Origin of the sequence: Terrabacter sp. MAHUQ-38 (assembly GCF_014518425.1) — a bacterium.
Classification (GTDB): domain Bacteria; phylum Actinomycetota; class Actinomycetes; order Actinomycetales; family Dermatophilaceae; genus Terrabacter.
The window spans coordinates 269,303-285,855 of sequence record NZ_JACVCU010000005.1; the positions used below are offsets into that span (position 1 = coordinate 269,303).

Consider the following 16,553-nt stretch of genomic DNA (forward strand, 5'->3'; position numbering starts at 1 on the left):
ATGACGGTGCGGCGGATCATGGGGCTCGAGACCGAGTACGGGATCTCGGTGCCCGGCGACCCGATGGCCAACCCGATGTTCCTCTCCGGGCAGGTCGTCAGCGTGTATGCGGCCGCCCAGGGGATCCGCTCCAACCAGTCGAGCTGGGACTACGCCTTCGAGGACCCGCTGCGCGACGCGCGTGGCTGGCAGCTCGACCGGCAGACCGCCGACCCGAGCCAGCTGACCGACATCGAGGACCCGACCCTCGCCAACGTCGTGCTCACCAACGGCGCCCGCTACTACGTCGACCACGCGCACCCCGAGTACAGCTCACCCGAGGTCACGCTGCCCCGTGACGCGGTGACCTGGGACCGCGCGGGAGACGCGATCGCCCTCGAGTCCGTGCGCCTGCTCGCGGCGCGCCCGGGTCAGCCACCGGTCAACCTCTACAAGAACAACGCCGACGGCAAGGGCCAGTCCTACGGCACGCACGAGAACTACCTCATGCCGCGCCGCACGGCCTTCCCCGACATCGTCCGCCACCTCATCCCCTTCTTCGTGACCCGCCAGGTCGTCTGTGGCGCGGGCCGGGTCGGCCTCGGGGTCGACAGCAGGGGAGTGGGCTACCAGCTCTCCCAACGCGCCGACTTCTTCGAGACCGAGGTCGGCCTGGAGACGACCCTCAAGCGGCCGATCATCAACACGCGCGACGAGCCGCACGCCGTCGCCGACCGCTACCGCCGCCTCCACGTCATCATCGGGGACGCCAACCACCTCGACGTCGCGTCGCTGCTCAAGACCGGCACGACCTCGCTGGTGCTCGGCATGATCGAGGACGGCCACCTGAGCGCGGACTGGTCGATCCGCCGTCCGGTCGCCGCGCTCCAGTCGATCTCCCACGATCCCGGCCTCACCGCGACGGTAGAGCTCGTCGACGGCCGCACGATGACCGCGCTCGACGTCCAGTGGATGTACCTCGAGGCGGCCCGGGCGTGGCTCGACCGACGCGGCTCCGACCCCGAGCCCGAGGCCACGGCAGAGGTCATGACGCTGTGGGAGGACGTCCTGACCCGCCTCGGCGATGACGTCATGTCGTGCGCGCCGATGCTCGACTGGGTGGCCAAGCTGAAGCTCCTCGAGGGCTACCGGGCTCGCGACGGACTCGCGTGGGACGACCACCGTCTGTCCGCGATCGACATCCAGTGGGCCGACGTCCGGCCCGAGAAGGGTCTCGTGCACCGCCTCCGCGACCGCGGGATGCTCCTCGACCTGGTGACACCCGAGGAGATCAAGGCTGCCCAGACGACGCCTCCGGAGGACACCAGGGCCTGGTTCCGTGGCGAGTGCGTCCGGCGCTTCACCCAGCAGGTCTTCTCCGCGAGCTGGGACTCCGTCGTGTTCGACGTGCCGGGACGCGCCAGCCTGCAACGTGTGCCGATCCTCGAGCCGGAGCGCGGGACCCGGGCGCAGGTCGGCGCCCTCCTCGAGCAGAGCGCCGACGTCGTGGAGCTGCTTCGGGGCCTCGCCACGCCCGACTAGCCGGCGCGACCGCCGGACCGCGCGGGTACCGTGACGGCGCGAGTCCAGCCTGGACTCAGGTGACCGACCGCGTATGCGTGTCCACCGTGGGCTGTGGTGCTCGGAGCGCGAGGTGGCAACGGGTTAGGGTCAGGGCAAGAGGTCTTTCACGTCTGGGAGGTAGCCATGCCAGGTCAGGAGCACGCCAAGCCGCAGCGTCGTGACGAGGAGCCCCCGGAGTCTCCGGAGCCCCCTCCCACCCCTGCCGGGGCGGCTGTCAAGGAGGGCCTGTCCGACGACATCGACAGCGTCCTCGACGAGATCGACGGCGTCCTCGAGTCGAACGCCGAGGAGTTCGTCCGCGGGTTCGTCCAGAAGGGCGGCCAGTGACCCACCCCGCCTCGGGGCGACCTCGGCGCCTCGACGATGCCTTCCTCACGGCCGGATCGTCGTCCTTCACCGAGTTCGTCTCCGCCTACCGCCCCGAGCTGCTCCCCGCCGGCCGGCGCCTGCCCTCCGGGGCGAGCATCGAGGCTCCGCACGGCACGACGATCGTCTCGCTCCTCTTCCAGGACGGGGTCGTCATGGCGGGTGACCGGCGCGCCACGATGGGCAACGTCATCGCCAACCGCGACATGGAGAAGGTCTTCGCGGCCGACGACTACAGCCTCATCGGGATCGCCGGCACCGCCGGCATCGCGATCGAGCTCGTCCGGCTCTACCAGGTCGAGCTCGAGCACTACGAGAAGATCGAGGGCGCGATCATGTCGCTCGAGGGCAAGGCCAACCGGCTCGCCTCGATGATCCGCGGCAACCTCGCCCTCGCCATGCAGGGACTGACGGTCGTGCCGACGTATGCCGGCTTCGACCTCGAGACCGCCACGGGTCGGATCTACTCCTACGACGTCACGGGCGGCTGCTACCAGGAGAACGGCCACCACTCGTCGGGGTCGGGCTCCGTCTTCGCGCGCGGGGCCCTGAAGAAGCTGTGGCGCCCCGGGCTCGACGAGCAGCAGGCCGTCGCGATCGCCGTCGAGGCGCTCTACGACGCCGCCGACGACGACTCCGCGACCGGCGGCCCCGACCTCGGTCGCCAGATCTGGCCGACCGTCGCCGTCGTCGACCACTTCGGTGCGAAGTTCGTCGGCCAGGACGTCCTCGAGGACCACGTCCAGCGCATCGTGGCGGCGCGCCGTGACAACCCGGGAGGTGCCCGATGAGCATGCCGTTCTACGTCCCGCCCGAGCAGGTCATGAAGGACCGGGCGGACTTCGCGCGCAAGGGAATTGCCCGTGGCCGGTCGGTCATCGTCATCGGTTACGACCGCGGCATCGCCTTCGTGGCCGAGAACCCCTCCCGTGCCCTGCACAAGGTCTCGGAGATCTACGACCGCATCGCCTTCGCGGCGGTCGGCCGCTACAACGAGTTCGAGAGCCTGCGCGTCGCCGGCATCCGCTACGCCGACCTCCGGGGCTACTCCTACGACCGCACCGACGTCACCGCGCGGGCCCTGGCCAACACGTACGCGCAGACCCTGGGGGCCGTCTTCACCCAGGAGTCGAAGCCCTTCGAGATCGAGATCGTCGTGGCGGAGGTGGGCGCCGACAGCGATGCGGACCAGATCTTCCGGCTCACCTACGACGGGTCGGTCGCCGACGAGCAGGGCTTCGTCGCCATGGGTGGCGCGAGCGACGCCGCCGAGGAACGGCTCGGCACGGCCTGGCGTCCCGGCATGACCCTGAGCGAGGTCCTGCGCCTCGCCGTCGACGTGCTCGATGCCGGCGACAACGGCGAGCGGCGTGCTCTCGACGCCGCCCAGCTCGAGGTGGCCGTGCTCGACCGTGACCGGCCGCGTCGGTCGTTCCGCCGCGTCGTGGGACCGCTGTTGACCAGGCTGCTCGGCGAGCGGTCGGAGGTGACCGACGTTCCGGCCCCCGCCCTGGGCGCCGAGCCGGGGTCGCAGCCCGACGCCGGGACGGACGGGGCTGTGCCGGGCACGCCGCCCGGCGGGCCGTCTTCCTGACGCCTGCTCCCGGGACCCTAGCGTCCCCGTGAGCGAGGGTGCTGCGCTGTGGAGGCCAGTGGCGTCCGTGTGACCACACGACGGAGGCCGCCCACCGGTCGGTGAGCGGCCTCCGTGGCGCGCGGAAACCCTGGGCGGTCAGCGACGCTGGGAGGCGACCTTCTGTCCCGACGCGTTGCGCTGGTAGTACGACGACTCGTCGGAGCCGTACGACGAGGCATCGGCGTCAGCGGCATCGGACTGCTCGCCCTGCTGACCCTGTTCGCCCTGCTCAGCGGCCTCCGCCGCCGGCTGCTCGTCGGACTCCGAGGGGGCGTCCTCGTCGGACCCGGCCGCATCGGCCTCCGGCTCGGCGTCGGCCGCCTGCTCGGCCTGTGCGGGCTCGGCGGGCGCGGGCTGGGCCTCGGCCACCGGCGCCGGCTGCGCGGGCTTGTCGGGGGCACCGAGCGAGTCCATGAGCGCGCCGCCACCGAGGGTGGCGAGCATCTGACGGACGTTGCCGAGCTGTGCGGTGATGCTGTCGCGCTGGGCCGTCGCGGCCGCGAGCTCGCGGTCGGACTCCTCCCGCAGGCGCGACGCGTGGTCGCGGGCCTCGGACACGATCTGGTCGGCCTGCGCCTGGGCGGTCTCGAGCAGCCGCTCGGCCCTGGCGCGCATCTCGTGCGCGTCGTGCTCCGCCCGCTCGGTCAGCTGGCGCAGGCGCGACTCGCTCTCGTTGAGGGCGGCCTCCTGCTGCTGGCGGCGCGCCTCGAACTCCGCGTCGGCCGACTCACGGCGCGCGGCGAGCTTGAGCTCGAGCTCTGCGGAGGCGGTCGACGCCCTGAGGCGGTGGGCCTCGTACTCGGCCGCGGCCTCCTGGCGCTGCGCCGCCGTGACGCTCTGTGCCTCGGCGACGACGGCCTGTGCCTCCCGGTTGGCCTGCGCGATGATCCGCACCGCCTCCTCGTCGGCGCGGGCGCGGGCCTGCTCGGCGTACGTCGCGGTCGTCGACTTGAGGTCGGCGGCGGCCCGGTGGGCGCGGTCGCGGATCTCGTCGGCCTCGGCGGCCGCACGGGTCCGCATCTCGCCGGCCTCCTGGTCGGCGAGCGACAGGATCTGGCCGATGCGCTCACCGAGGTCGGCGAACGTCTGGGCGGGCGCCGGCGCACTGTTCTTCTTGAGGTCGGCCATCACACGCGACTGCTGCCCGAGCTGTCCCCGCAGGTCGGTCAGGGCGGCGTTGAGCTTGGTCAGCTCGACGCTGCGCTCGGCCGCGTCCTTCTTGGCCGCCTGGAGAGTACGGTTCTGCGACTCGATGAAGGCGTCAACCTCTTCGGGCTCGTAGCCGCGTCGGGAGAACTTGAAGTGTGGTCTGTCGATCATTTCCGTCCAATGCAGGGAGGTGGAGGGGTACGGCGGAGGGGACAGCCGTCATTGTGACAGCCGCACCTGACTGACTATCACAGAGATCGGCATGTCGGACTACCCGTCGGGACGAGGTCGTGACCGGTCCGTGAACAGCGAGCCGCGCCGAGTGACAACGACCGCCGACGGTGCGGGCGTCGCGCCGCCTAGAGTTGGTTCATGGAGCGGCGGATCTTCGGGATCGAGAACGAGTACGGCGTCACCTGCACGACGCAGGGCCAGCGCCGTCTGACTCCCGACGAGGTCGCCCGGTACCTTTTCCGCCGCGTCGTCGCGTGGGGTCGGTCGAGCAACGTCTTCCTGGGCAACGGTGCCCGCCTCTACCTCGACGTCGGCTCACACCCCGAGTACGCCACGGCCGAGTGCGACTCGGTGCGCGAGCTCGTCATCCAGGACAAGGCCGGGGAGCGCATCCTCGAGGGCCTCGTGGAGGACGCCCAGGGGCGCCTTCGCGACGACGGCGTCGAGGGCGAGATCTTCGTCTTCAAGAACAACACCGACTCGGCGGGCAACTCCTACGGCTGCCACGAGAACTACCTCTACGGCCGCACGGGCGACTTCCAGCGCGTGTCCGACATGTTCATCCCGTTCCTGATCAGCCGCCAGATCACGTGCGGTGCCGGCAAGGTCGTCGCGACGGCGCACGGCGCCAGCTTCGCGGTCAGCCAGCGCGCCGACCACATCTGGGAGGGCGTGTCGTCAGCGACGACGCGCAGCCGCCCGATCATCAACACTCGTGACGAGCCGCACGCCGACGCCGAGAAGTACCGTCGCCTGCACGTCATCGTCGGCGACTCCAACATGTCCGAGACGACGAACCTGCTCAAGGTCGGCAGCGCCGACCTCGTGCTGCGGATGATCGAGTCCGGGGTCGTGATGCGAGACCTGTCCATGGAGAACCCCATCCGCGCCATCCGCACCATGAGCCACGACCCGACGGGCCGTGCCACCGTGCGGCTCGCCAACGGGCGCGAGCTGTCCGCCCTGGACATGCAGCGCGAGTACCTCGACAAGGCCATCGAGTACGTCGACCGGGAGGGCATGGACAGCCCCGACACGAAGCAGGTCATCGACCTGTGGGGGAGGGCGCTCGACGCCATCGGCAAGGGCGACCTGGACGCGATCGACACCGAGATCGACTGGGTCATCAAGTACCGACTCATCGAGCGCTACCGTGAGCGCCACGGGCTGGCGCTGACCGAAGCGCGCGTCCAGCAGCTCGACCTCGCCTACCACGACATCAACCGCCGCCGGGGCCTGTTCTACCTGCTCCAGCGGCACGGCCGGACGGCCCGGGTCGCGTCAGACGTCGAGATCTTCGAGGCGAAGGTGCGCCCGCCGCAGTCCACCCGGGCCAAGCTGCGCGGCGACTTCATCCGCGCCGCGCAGGCCCACGGCCGGGACTTCACGGTCGACTGGGTGCACCTCAAGCTCAACGACCAGGCGCAGAGGACGGTGCTCTGCAAGGACCCGTTCCGCGCGGTCGACGAGCGAGTCGAGCGCCTGATGGAGACGATCGACCGCTCGCCGTCGATCCAGCGACCCCTCTGAGCCGAGCCCGGCGGCCGCCGGCGCCGGGCTCCGGGTGGCCCCGGAGGACCAGGCGGCCCACCACGGGAACCTGTCAGTGCGCTGTGTGTCGCCCACATGGGAGGGCGTTACAGTGGCTGCGCTTTGCCCTGCGGGACCTCCACCACCCGCCCGCCCCGACCGGAAAGTCATCCCTGTGCGTCCCAACCGCCCGGCCGCTCGCACGGCCCTCGCCCTGATCGCTGCCCTCGGGCTCACGACCGTCGCCGCCTGCGGCAGCACCCCCAGCGGCTCGTCGGGCCCGGCCACCACCGCACCGGCATCCGTCGCCCTCAAGAGCGTGACCGCCACCGGCGCCGTCGACCTCACGACCGCTCCCAAGATCTCGCTCGGCAAGACCCCGATCAGCTCCAAGACCGTCGAGCACAAGGTGCTGACGCCGGGCACGGGCAAGGCCGCGACCAAGGCCGACACCGTGCGGCTGCGCGCACAGATCTACAACGGCACCAGCGGCAAGCTCATCGACGACGGCTACGCCAAGGGTCGGGCCGAGGAGGGCTACCGCCTCGGGCGCACCGACATCGTGGCCGGCTTCACCGAGGGCCTCGTGGGGGCCACGAAGGGCGGCCGGATCGCGTTCACCATTCCGCCGGACAAGGGCTTCGGCGCGGCCGGCAACGACCAGCTCGGCGTCAAGGGCACCGACACGATCGTGGTCGTGGCCGACATCGCCGACGTGCACACGCCGCTGAAGCAGGTCGACGGCACGCAGTCCGCGGCACCCGCCGGCCTTCCCACCGTCCAGTTCAAGAACGGTCCGACGAAGGCGCCCACCGTCACCGTCCCGAAGTCGGCGGCTCCGACGACGACGCAGCAGGCGACGCTCGTCCAGGGCACCGGCGCGACCGTGCAGAAGGGCCAGACCATCAACGCCCAGTACCACGGCGTCCTCTGGAAGGACGGCAGCGTCTTCGACTCCTCGTGGCAGCGCGGGACGGCCGCCGACTTCCCGATCGGCGTCGGTGGCGTCATCCCCGGTTGGGACAACACCCTGGTGGGCAAGAAGGTGGGCAGCCGGGTGCTGCTCGTCATCCCGCCGAAGGACGGCTACGGCACCAAGGGCAGCCCCCCGAAGATCTCCGGCACCGACACCCTCGTCTTCGTCGTCGACATCCTCGACGCGTACTGACCGACAGCCACAACGAAACGGAGCACGCAGCATGGCACTCGACCCCAACCGCACCAAGCCCGAGATCGACTTCCCGGAGGGTGACGCACCCGCCGACCTCGTCGTCGAGGACCTCATCGAGGGCGACGGCCGCGAGGCCAAGGCCGGCGACACGGTCAGCGCCCACTACGTCGGCGTCGCCCACTCCACGGGGGAGGAGTTCGACTCGTCATGGAACCGTGGCAACCCGCTCGACTTCCGCCTCGGCGTCGGCATGGTCATCCCCGGCTGGGACAAGGGCATCGAGGGCATGAAGGTCGGAGGCCGCCGCAAGCTGACCATTCCGGCCCACCTCGCCTACGGCGACCGTGGTGCGGGCGCGGCGATCGGCCCGGGAGAGACGCTCATCTTCGTCGTCGACCTCGACGACGTGCGCTGAGGTCAGCGACCACGCTCGAGCAACCGGGCGGCATACCGCCCCGCGACGGCCGCGCCGAGGAACCCGGCGCGGTCGTCGTCGTATCCGCGCCCCATCGTCCGCAGCGGCACCGGGGCCGCACGGAGCGCCGCGTCGAGCCCGTCGCACGCCACCTCGTGCAGGGTGAGTCGGCCACCGGTCGAGTCGCACAGCTCGCGCGCCTGGTGCAGCACCCGCTCGCCCACCTCCCCGTCGAGCAACGGCACCGGCACGGCGGCCGGCACGAGCGCCACGCGACCGTATGCCGTGTGGCTGTGGTGCGAGACGCCGCGGTGCCGTTCGCGCGGGTCGGCCTCCGAGATCCGCAGTGAGCACACGGGGCGGCCGCCGAGCGTGCCGGCCGCGTTGACCGCCTCGCCGGCCGACGTGCCCGAGAAGCCCCAGCGCGTGCCGGTGCCGAGGTTGCCGGGACCCTGGGACACGACGACGAGATCGGCGCCGACGACGTGCCGGGCGGCGAGCAGGCCGGTGTGCACGTTGACCGCCTCGAGGTCCCCGCCGAACGACTGGCCGACGGTGACCGACGCCGCGAGCCAGCCCGACGCACGCAGTCCGGCGACCGTGCGGGAGAAGTCGATCGGGAGGGCTCCGCCGTCGGTCATGACGTAGGCGACGCGGAGGCTCGGGTCGTACTCGCGGATCCCGGCCAGGATCGCCGGGAGGGCTGAGTGGAGGTCGGCGACGACCACGGGCAGCTCGGCCAGGTCGTCGGCGTCAGCCAGCAGCGCGTGGTGCTCGCTGTCCTGCTCGTCGACGCCCAGCACCATGGTCTGGCTCGGGGTGTAGCGAGCCTTGACGAGGTGTCCGGCGACGGACGCGACGTCGACGGGGTGGGGCACGGCGTCGGGGGCGGCGACGACCATTGCGAGCCCGCCCGTGCCGAGGCCCCGCTCCAGCGCTGTCGTGTTGAGCAGCACCTCGGTGCCTGCGTCGAGGGTGCCGACGACGTCGACGTAGCCGAGGGCCCGGATCACGTCGCGGTCGCCCTTGCCGTCGCCTTCGTCCACGCGGACGGCGTACTCGACCGCGCCCGCCCAGCGCTCGAGAGCCTCGACGACGACACCCCGGCGCCACTGGATCATGTCGTGACCCTATCGATCGCATGTTCGGGTAGCGTCGGACTGCCCGCCCGCGCCGCCCGCGCATGCCCACAGGAAGGTCTCGATGAGCCCTGCGTCTGCCTCCTCCGAGAAGACCGAACGGCTGCTCAACCTCATCCTCGCGCTGAAGTCGGCACGCCGTCCCGTCTCGAAGCAGAAGATCCGCGAGTCCCTGCCGGCCTATGCCCAGGCGAGCTCCGACGAGGCGTTCGACCGGATGTTCGAGCGCGACAAGGACGAGCTGCGCGAGATGGGCATCCCGATCTCGACGACGGTCATCGACGTCCTGTTCGACGACGAGGTGGGCTACCGCATCGACTCGAACGAGACGACGCTGCCGGCCATCTCCTTCGAGCCCGACGAGGTCGCCGCCCTCGCCCTGGCCGCCCGTGCCTGGTCGACGGCGTCCATCTCGGGGGCCGCCTCCGCCGGCCTGCGCAAGCTGCGGCTGTCGGGTGTCGAGATCGACGAGTCGATGGCTGCCGGCGCAGAGCCGCGCATCCGCACGAAGGAGCCCGCGTTCGAAGCCGTGCACGCTGCCGTTTCGGCGCTGCAGCCGATCACCTTCGACTACCGCCGCAACGACGGCGAGCTCTCGACGCGCCACGTCCAGCCGTGGGCCCTGAAGAACTGGCACGGCCGCTGGTACCTCACCGGGTACGACGTCGACCGCGGCGACGAGCGTGCCTTCCGCCTCAGCCGGTTCGAGGGGCAGGTCCGCAAGAAGGGCCGGGCCGGCACCTACGCCGTCCCGGCCGACCACGTGCCCGAGGTGGCCCTCGAGGGCCAGCCGGCCGAACCGGAGGGGGTCGCGGTCGTGCGAGTGCGTCACGGGCGGGGGCTCACGCTGCGTCGCTACGCCCAGCGCACGACGGAGCTCGACGAACGGTGGGCCGAGGTCGAGGTGCCCTACCGCCGGGGCACGACCGAGCGCGACGTCGCGGCCCTGGGCAGACACGCCGTGGCCGTCTCGCCGCCGGAGCTCGTCGAAGGCGTCCGTTCGGCGCTGCTCGCGGTGCTCGGCACGCATGCCTCGGTCCGGAGCGGGAGCGACACGAAGGGGGCGACCAGGTGAGTGGCGCACGTCGGACCGCACCACGTCGACCGGCGGAGACGGCGACCCAGCGGCTGGGGCGGCTGCTCGACATGGTCCCGTGGTTGCTCCAGCACCGGGGCACCCCCATCGCCGACGCCGCCCGCGAGTTCGGTGTCACCGAGGACCAGATCGTCGAGGACCTCGAGCTGCTCTTCGTCTGCGGCACGCCGGGCTACGGTCACGCAGAGCTCATCGACGCGCAGTGGGACAGCGGGCACATCTACCTCGACAACGCCGACGACATCGCTGCGCCCATGCGCCTGAGCAGGGACGAGGCCGTCACCCTCACGGCGGGGTTGCAGGCCCTCGGCTCGACGCTCGTCGGCTCCGACGTCGCCGAGCGCACCCTCGCCAAGATCCGTGATGCTGCGGGCACCTCGGTCGGTGCGCCCACGGGCCGCATCGACCTCGACCTCGACGACGGCAGCCAGCACGCGGCGATGGCAACGCTCAAGGACGCCTTCTCGCGCGGTCGCCGCGTGCACCTGCGTTACTACGTGGCGACCCGCGACGAGTCGACGGAGCGCGACGTCGACATCATGCGAATCCTCAACCTCGACTCGCAGTGGTACGTCGAGGGGTACTGCCACCGCGCCGAGGACGTGCGACTGTTCCGGCTCGACCGCATCGAGGATGCTTCCGTGCTCGACGTGGACGGCACACCGCCCGAGGGCGCTCGACCACGAGACCTCGACGACGTCTTCGTCCCGGGCGAGAACGACGTCACCGTCGTGCTCGAGGCGAGCCGGTGGGCGGCGTGGATCGCCGACTACTACCCCAACGAGGGCGTCGAGCGACGGTCCGACGGTTCGCTCCGGGTCACCCTCAAGGTCGCCGACCCCGCCCTCGTGCGCCGGCTCGTCCTCCGGGTCGGTGGAGAGGCGCGCGTCGTTGACCCGCCCGAGCTCGTCGACGCCGTGGCCGAGGAGACGCGGGCCGCTCTCGCCGCGTACGACGAAGCCGGCTGAACCCGCACGTCCGGGCCCCGGGTGGCGCGCCTGACGGCATCCGGACAGCGCGTCCCACATGCCGGTCACATCGCCGACTCATGGCCACCGCACAGGTCACGTTCACCGGGCGCACGTATGCTGGACACCTGCAGCATCGAGGCTGCATCCTGACGGCCCGACACCGGGTCGGCTTTCCACGAGGAGACATCACCATGCCCAACCTGGGTGCCCCCGAACTCATCATCATCGCGGTCGTGCTCATCGCACTGTTCGGATGGAAGAAGCTCCCCGACATGGCGCGCAGCCTCGGTCGCTCCGCCCGCGTGTTCAAGTCCGAGGTCGACGAGCTGAAGAAGGACGGCAAGCCGGTCCCGAGCGACGCCTCCGACACCACGGTCAAGGGTGACGTCATCGACGCCGAGGCGGAGCGCCGCGCCGCGGACGCCCGGGTGGCCGACGCCGAGCGTCGCGCCGCCGAGGCCCGCGCCGAGGCCGACCGCCTGCGCGCTGGCAACCCGTCCGCCACGCCCACGAGCAGCACCGAGAGCGACATCCGTCGCGACACGACGCTCTGAGCGCGCGACCGACGACCGTCGTCGACGCACCCGTGCACGGACACACCTGAATGCCTTCTCTCCGACGCCAACGTGACCCCGAGGGGCGGATGTCGCTCGGCGACCACCTCCGCGAGCTGCGCAACCGCATCACCATCAGTGCGATCGCCATCGTGGTCGGCGGCGTCGTCGGCTGGATCTACTACGGGCAGGTCATCGACGCCCTGACGCGGCCCCTCAGGCAGCTGCAGGTCGGGCGCGAGGGCGTGGTCAACATCAACTTCGCGAACATGACCGACGCGTTCGCGCTCCAGCTGACGACCTCGCTCTCCGTGGGCCTGATCATCGCGTCTCCGATCTGGCTCTTCCAGATCTGGGGCTTTATCGTCCCGGGCCTGACGAGCAAGGAGAAGCTCGTTGCCCGGCTCTTCGTCGTGGCCGCCGTGCCGCTCTTCCTTGCGGGCTGCTTCTTCGCGTTCGTCATGGTCCCGAAGGCCGTGGCGGTGCTGCTCGGCTTCACGCCCGACGGTGCCTACAACCTGCAGGACGGCTCGCAGTACCTCAACTTCGTCCTGAAGTTCATCGTCGCCTTCGGCTGTGCGTTCCTGCTGCCGGTCTTCCTCGTCGCTCTCAACCTGGTCGGCGTGCTCTCCGCGAGCGCGATGCTCAAGGGCTGGCGCCCGGCAGTGATGATCATCCTGGTCTTCGCGGCGATCATGACTCCGACGCCCGACGCCTACACCATGCTCTTCCTCGCCAGCCCGATGGTGCTGCTCTACTTCGCGTCGGTGGGCCTCGCGTTCCTGTTCGACCGCCGCAAGGAGGAGCACAAGCCGGACTGGCTGGACGTCCCCGACGACCAGGCCTCGTCCCTGTAGCGTTCGGGTGTGTCCCAGCGTGTCGCCCTGATCGTCAACCCCACCTCCGGGAAGGGCGTGGGGCGCGAGATCGGCGCCCAGACCCGCCGCCTGCTGCGCGAGGCCGGCCACGACGTCCTCGACGTCTCGGGCGAGAGCTACGAGCAGGCCAGGGACCAGGCGGCCGCGGCGGTGGCCGACGGCGTCCAGACGGTCGTCGTCGTCGGCGGCGACGGCATGGTGCACCTCGGCGTCAACGCCTGCGCCGACACATCGGCCCGGCTGGCGGTCGTCGCGGCCGGCACCGGCAACGACTTCGCCCGCAACCTGTGCCTGCCCATCCGTGACGCGCAGTCCTCTGTCGCCCTGTTGGCCTCCGGGCAGACGCGTGCGATCGACCTCGGCCGGGTCAGCCACGGGGTGGCGGGGGAGAAGTGGTTCGGCGGTGTGCTGGGTGCCGGCTTCGACGCCATCGTCAACGAGCGTGCCCGGCGGATGAGGTGGCCCTCGGGCCAGCTGCGCTACACCCTCGCCGTGCTGCGCGAGCTGCCCGTCTTCCGTCCCATCCCGTATGTCGTCGAGCTCGACGGGCACCGGCTGGAGACCCGTGCGATGTTGGTTGCCGTGGCCAACACGTCCTCGTTCGGCGGAGGCATGCGGGTCTGCCCGGACGCCGACGTGGCGGACGGACTCTTCGACGTGATGGTCGTCCACGCGCTGTCGGTCGCCGCCTTCCTTCGCGTCTTCCCGAAGGTCTACTCCGGCACGCACACCACCCATCCGGCCGTCGAGATCCATCGCGCCCGGCGAGTTCGCTTGGAGGCGAGCGGTATCCACTCACAAGCCGACGGCGAGGCATTCGCCGAGCTCCCGATCGACGCCGAGGTGGTCCCCGGCGCACTGCGTCTCGTCGTACCTGCGGGGGTGGCCGCATGATCGCCTCGTGGCCGCGCCTGGCGGAGTTCGCGGCGCAGTTCGACTTCCCGCTCGACGACTTCCAGATCGAGGCCTGCCGGGCCGTGGAGGAGGGCCGCGGCGTGCTGGTGGCCGCCCCCACGGGGGCGGGCAAGACGATCGTCGGTGAGTTCGCCGTCCACCTCGCCCTCGCGACCGGGCGCAAGGCGTTCTACACGACACCCATCAAGGCCCTGTCGAACCAGAAGTACACCGACCTCGTGCGCCGTCACGGCGCGGACCAGGTCGGCCTGCTCACCGGCGACGCCTCGATCAACGGCGAGGCGCCCATCGTCGTCATGACGACCGAGGTGCTGCGCAACATGATGTATGCCGGCTCGACCACGTTGCTTGGTCTCGGCTGGGTCGTCATGGACGAGGTCCACTACCTCGCCGACCGGTTCCGCGGGGCCGTGTGGGAGGAGGTCATCATCCATCTGCCGCCCGACGTCAGCGTGGTGTCGCTGTCGGCGACGGTGAGCAACGCCGAGGAGTTCGGGGCCTGGCTCGACGAGGTGCGCGGCGACACCGAGGTCATCGTCTCCGAGCACCGGCCGGTGCCGCTCTGGCAGCACATGATGGTGGGTCAGACGCTCTTCGACCTGTTCGTCGAGGAACGCGACGCGCGCGACGACGAACACGTCGCCGCTGCTCCGGGCCGATACTCGGTTAGCGTCAACCCCGACCTCGTCCACGCGATCCGCGGCACCGAGGGCCGGGGTGCGTGGGACTCCCACTGGGTCAGCAACCGCGGCGGCCGTGACAAGGGCAGGTCGAAGACGCGAAACGGCCGTGGCCGCGACGACTGGGGTGGCCGGGGCCGGCGGGGGAGCGACTCCTCGGGGGGTCGCGGACCCGGCGGCGGCGACGGTGGGCGTGGCTTCGCCCGCGGCGGGCGCCCCGGGGGCGGGGCCACTCGGGCGGAGGTCATCGAGCGGCTCGAGCGCGAGGGACTGCTCCCCGCGATCACCTTCATCTTCAGTCGTGCCGGCTGCGACGCCGCGGTCGGCCAGCTCCTCGCGAGCGGGATGCGCCTGGTCCCCGAGTCGGAGGGCGAGGCCAACCGGCGCGTCGTCGAGGAACGCATCCAGGGGCTCGCCGAGGAGGACCTCTCGGTGCTCGGCTACTGGGACTTCGTCGACGGCATCTCGCGGGGCTTCGCCGCTCACCACGCAGGCATGCTGCCGACCTTCCGCGAGATCGTCGAGGAGCTCTTCACCGCGGGCCGCATCCGCGCGGTCTTCGCGACCGAGACGCTCGCCCTCGGCATCAACATGCCGGCGCGCACCGTCGTGCTCGAGAAGCTCGTGAAGTTCAACGGCGAGAACCACGTGGACATCTCCCCGGCCGAGTACACCCAGCTGACGGGTCGTGCCGGGCGGCGCGGCATCGACATCGAAGGCCACGCCGTCGTCATCTGGAACCGTGGCCTGGACCCTGCCGGCGTGGCAGGCCTCGCCTCGACGCGCACGTACCCGCTGCGCTCCAGCTTCCGCCCGACGTACAACATGGCGGTCAACCTCGTCCGGCAGTTCGGCCGCGAGACGGCGCGCGAGATCCTCGAGACGTCGTTCGCGCAGTTCCAGGCCGACCGGGCCGTCGTCGGGTTCGTGCGCACCATCCGGCGCAACGAAGAGGCGCTGGCCGGCTACGCCGAGCAGATGACGTGCCACCTCGGCGACTTCACCGAGTACGCCGCGATCCGCAACGAGATCCGCACCGTCGAGAAGGAGGAGGCCAAGGCCCGCTCCGCGTCGGTGCGCGCCGCGGCGGCGATCTCGCTCGAGTCGCTCAAGCTCGGCGACATCGTGCGCATCCCCGCCGGTCGGCACAGCGGGCTCGCCGTCGTCGTGCTGCCCAACCGCGGCGGCAGGGGAGAGGCGCCCTCGCCCTCGGTCGTCACCGAGGACCACCAGCTGCGCCGGCTGACGCTGCACGACGTGCCCACCCCCGTCGAGCCCCTGGGGTCGATGCGGGTGCCGAAGCAGTTCAACGCCCGCAACCCCAAGGCGCGGCGCGACCTCGCCGCGACGCTTCGGGCGAGGATGCCACACGACCCGCCGCCGCGACGGCGGGGCGCCGAGCCGGACCCGGACGACCAGCGTCTCGACGAGCTGCGGCGGCAGCTGAAAGCACACCCGTGCCACCGCTGTCCCGACCGCGAGAACCATGCGCGGTGGGCCGAGCGCTGGTGGCGGCTTCGGCGTGAGACCGACGGCCTGCAGCGCAAGGTCGACGGACGCACGAACTCCGTCGCCAAGACCTTCGACAGGATCTGCGACCTGCTCGTCGAGATGGGGTACCTCGGCGAGGGCGGGCAGACCGTGACCGCAGAAGGCGACCGGCTGCGTCAGCTGTACACCGAGAAGGACCTGCTCGCCGCCGAGTGCCTGCGCGTCGGCGCCTGGCGACGCCTCGACGCGCCGTCGCTCGCCGCGATCGTGTCGACGCTGGTGCACGAGCCGCGGCGCGAGGAGGGGGGGCTCGCCCCGAGGTGGCCCAACGACGACGTCCGTGAGGCGTACGACGGGATGGTCGACATCTGGTCCGACCTCGAGGACGCCGAGGGCGCCCTGGCGCTCCCGCGCACCGGTATGCCGGACGGCGGCATCGCGTGGGCCGTGCACCGCTGGGCGAGCGGCCAGCGTCTCGAGGACGTCCTGCGCGGGACGGATCTCGCCGCCGGTGACTTCGTGCGACGGTGCAAGCAGGTCATCGACCTGCTCGGACAGCTGACCGACGCGGCCGACCGCGATCTCGCCGCGACGGCGCGCAAGGCGAGCGACGGCGTGCTGCGCGGCGTCGTCGCCGCCGACCGCCTCGACTGACGCCTGCGACGTGCGACGGGACGGGCGGCACGAGTCGTCGTTTCCGGAGGGGCTCCGCTAGACTTCCCGCACCGTCGACGTTTTTGGTGCTCGTGTTCTCACACGCTCGCA

Annotated in this window: 15 protein-coding genes; 13 read left to right on the forward strand and 2 right to left on the reverse strand. The window is 71.1% G+C overall.

Translation table 11 applies throughout. The features are described 5' to 3' along the window. From dop to prcA, 4 genes are all read left to right on the forward strand, one after another. The gene (dop, locus tag H9I49_RS19275) at window positions 1-1,521 is read left to right on the forward strand and encodes a depupylase/deamidase Dop (protein WP_223128923.1); all 1,521 of its coding nucleotides are present in this window, start codon (window positions 1-3) and stop codon (window positions 1,519-1,521) included. A 165-nt stretch (window positions 1,522-1,686) separates the two neighbouring features. Beyond that, window positions 1,687-1,890 carry a ubiquitin-like protein Pup gene (locus H9I49_RS19280; protein WP_188032007.1) on the forward strand — a complete coding sequence of 68 codons (204 nt, stop codon included), beginning with the start codon at window positions 1,687-1,689 and terminating at the stop codon, window positions 1,888-1,890. After that, the gene (prcB, locus tag H9I49_RS19285) at window positions 1,887-2,720 is read left to right on the forward strand and encodes a proteasome subunit beta (RefSeq protein WP_188032008.1); all 834 of its coding nucleotides are present in this window, start codon (window positions 1,887-1,889) and stop codon (window positions 2,718-2,720) included. Before H9I49_RS19280 ends, prcB begins: the two co-directional genes overlap by 4 nt. Next, on the forward strand, window positions 2,717-3,523 hold the full coding sequence (prcA, locus tag H9I49_RS19290) for a proteasome subunit alpha (protein ID WP_188032009.1): 807 nt from the start codon (window positions 2,717-2,719) through the stop codon (window positions 3,521-3,523). Before prcB ends, prcA begins: the two co-directional genes overlap by 4 nt. Before the next feature lie 138 nt (window positions 3,524-3,661). Here prcA and H9I49_RS19295 read toward each other — a convergent pair whose 3' ends face one another. Beyond that, the gene (locus tag H9I49_RS19295; RefSeq protein ID WP_188032010.1) at window positions 3,662-4,885 is read right to left on the reverse strand and encodes a hypothetical protein; all 1,224 of its coding nucleotides are present in this window, start codon (window positions 4,883-4,885) and stop codon (window positions 3,662-3,664) included. Window positions 4,886-5,086: 201 nt separating this feature from the next. Between H9I49_RS19295 and pafA the strand changes: the two genes are divergently transcribed. From pafA to H9I49_RS19310, 3 genes are all read left to right on the forward strand, one after another. Further along, window positions 5,087-6,478 carry a Pup--protein ligase gene (pafA, locus tag H9I49_RS19300; protein ID WP_188032011.1) on the forward strand — a complete coding sequence of 464 codons (1,392 nt, stop codon included), beginning with the start codon at window positions 5,087-5,089 and terminating at the stop codon, window positions 6,476-6,478. Window positions 6,479-6,653: 175 nt separating this feature from the next. Continuing rightward, a complete protein-coding gene (locus tag H9I49_RS19305) occupies window positions 6,654-7,646 on the forward strand; it encodes an FKBP-type peptidyl-prolyl cis-trans isomerase (RefSeq protein ID WP_188032012.1) in 993 nt (330 codons plus the stop codon). Window positions 7,647-7,677: 31 nt separating this feature from the next. After that, window positions 7,678-8,064, forward strand: coding sequence for an FKBP-type peptidyl-prolyl cis-trans isomerase (locus H9I49_RS19310; protein WP_188032013.1), 387 nt, complete (start codon window positions 7,678-7,680; stop codon window positions 8,062-8,064). 2 nt (window positions 8,065-8,066) lie between these two features. Here the strand turns inward: H9I49_RS19310 and H9I49_RS19315 are convergent, their stop codons facing one another. Further along, on the reverse strand, window positions 8,067-9,185 hold the full coding sequence (locus H9I49_RS19315; RefSeq protein ID WP_188032014.1) for a DUF3866 family protein: 1,119 nt from the start codon (window positions 9,183-9,185) through the stop codon (window positions 8,067-8,069). Between the two features lie 82 nt (window positions 9,186-9,267). Here H9I49_RS19315 and H9I49_RS19320 point away from each other — a divergent pair, with 82 nt between their 5' ends. From H9I49_RS19320 to H9I49_RS19345, 6 genes are all read left to right on the forward strand, one after another. Next, on the forward strand, window positions 9,268-10,278 hold the full coding sequence (locus H9I49_RS19320; RefSeq protein ID WP_188032015.1) for a YafY family protein: 1,011 nt from the start codon (window positions 9,268-9,270) through the stop codon (window positions 10,276-10,278). After that, the gene (locus H9I49_RS19325) at window positions 10,275-11,267 is read left to right on the forward strand and encodes a WYL domain-containing protein (RefSeq protein ID WP_188032016.1); all 993 of its coding nucleotides are present in this window, start codon (window positions 10,275-10,277) and stop codon (window positions 11,265-11,267) included. The genes H9I49_RS19320 and H9I49_RS19325 overlap by 4 nt, the downstream gene beginning before the upstream one ends. Window positions 11,268-11,461: 194 nt before the next feature. Next, complete coding sequence (gene tatA, locus H9I49_RS19330) at window positions 11,462-11,824, forward strand: Sec-independent protein translocase subunit TatA (RefSeq protein WP_188032017.1); 363 nt, start codon at window positions 11,462-11,464, stop codon at window positions 11,822-11,824. A 50-nt stretch (window positions 11,825-11,874) separates the two neighbouring features. Beyond that, window positions 11,875-12,681, forward strand: a complete 807-nt coding sequence (gene tatC, locus H9I49_RS19335) for a twin-arginine translocase subunit TatC (protein ID WP_255524104.1) — start codon at window positions 11,875-11,877, stop codon at window positions 12,679-12,681. Between the two features lie 9 nt (window positions 12,682-12,690). Next, window positions 12,691-13,596: a YegS/Rv2252/BmrU family lipid kinase gene (locus tag H9I49_RS19340; protein WP_188032018.1), complete on the forward strand. Its 906-nt coding sequence runs from the start codon at window positions 12,691-12,693 to the stop codon at window positions 13,594-13,596. Further along, window positions 13,593-16,442, forward strand: a complete 2,850-nt coding sequence (locus H9I49_RS19345) for an RNA helicase (RefSeq protein WP_188032019.1) — start codon at window positions 13,593-13,595, stop codon at window positions 16,440-16,442. Before H9I49_RS19340 ends, H9I49_RS19345 begins: the two co-directional genes overlap by 4 nt. Window positions 16,443-16,553: the final 111 nt, after the last annotated feature.

What these genes read in the sequence shown, in the direction of transcription:
- dop (WP_223128923.1), top strand. Translation starts at nt 1, where the DNA reads ATGACGGTGCGGCGGATCATGGGGCTCGAGACCGAGTACGGGATCTCG.
- H9I49_RS19280 (WP_188032007.1), top strand. Translation starts at nt 1,687, where the DNA reads ATGCCAGGTCAGGAGCACGCCAAGCCGCAGCGTCGTGACGAGGAGCCC.
- prcA (WP_188032009.1), top strand. Translation starts at nt 2,717, where the DNA reads ATGAGCATGCCGTTCTACGTCCCGCCCGAGCAGGTCATGAAGGACCGG.
- H9I49_RS19295 (WP_188032010.1), bottom strand. Translation starts at nt 4,885, where the DNA reads ATGATCGACAGACCACACTTCAAGTTCTCCCGACGCGGCTACGAGCCC.
- pafA (WP_188032011.1), top strand. Translation starts at nt 5,087, where the DNA reads ATGGAGCGGCGGATCTTCGGGATCGAGAACGAGTACGGCGTCACCTGC.
- H9I49_RS19310 (WP_188032013.1), top strand. Translation starts at nt 7,678, where the DNA reads ATGGCACTCGACCCCAACCGCACCAAGCCCGAGATCGACTTCCCGGAG.
- H9I49_RS19315 (WP_188032014.1), bottom strand. Translation starts at nt 9,185, where the DNA reads ATGATCCAGTGGCGCCGGGGTGTCGTCGTCGAGGCTCTCGAGCGCTGG.
- H9I49_RS19320 (WP_188032015.1), top strand. Translation starts at nt 9,268, where the DNA reads ATGAGCCCTGCGTCTGCCTCCTCCGAGAAGACCGAACGGCTGCTCAAC.
- tatA (WP_188032017.1), top strand. Translation starts at nt 11,462, where the DNA reads ATGCCCAACCTGGGTGCCCCCGAACTCATCATCATCGCGGTCGTGCTC.
- tatC (WP_255524104.1), top strand. Translation starts at nt 11,875, where the DNA reads ATGCCTTCTCTCCGACGCCAACGTGACCCCGAGGGGCGGATGTCGCTC.
- H9I49_RS19345 (WP_188032019.1), top strand. Translation starts at nt 13,593, where the DNA reads ATGATCGCCTCGTGGCCGCGCCTGGCGGAGTTCGCGGCGCAGTTCGAC.